Below are 276 nucleotides of genomic sequence, written 5' to 3'. Positions count from 1 at the left end.
GGATGCGGTTTGGGCCCGCATCCGGGTGCCGGTTTGCCGATCAGCGATCACCGGTGTTTGGAATAAGCCCTCGGCCACGCCACGGCATGCAATTGTTATGATCGTCGGCCACCCGATCACCGCGCCGGAGCGCATCAAGATGACGAACCTCGACATGCAGTTCACCCAGGCCCAGGAAGACGTCAAGCAACTGCCCGAACGCCCGGGCAACCTCACGCTGCTGCGCCTCTATGCGCTCTTCAAGCAGGCGAGCGAAGGCGACGTGCAGGGCGACAA

At 63.0% G+C, this 276-nt stretch carries 1 protein-coding gene; it reads left to right on the top strand.

Translation table 11 applies throughout. From position 1 onward, the window contains the following. Window positions 1-139: 139 nt before the first annotated feature. Window positions 140-276 (top strand): acyl-CoA-binding protein (locus tag SB822_RS56860; RefSeq protein ID WP_410859072.1); only part of this gene is annotated, 137 nt, incomplete at its 3' end.

Source organism: Paraburkholderia sp. SIMBA_054, from assembly GCF_046534875.1.
Classification (GTDB): Bacteria; Pseudomonadota; Gammaproteobacteria; order Burkholderiales; family Burkholderiaceae; genus Paraburkholderia; species Paraburkholderia hospita.
Note: the sequence above shows the minus strand (reverse complement) of the source record. Positions and strands in the feature narration are given on the sequence as shown.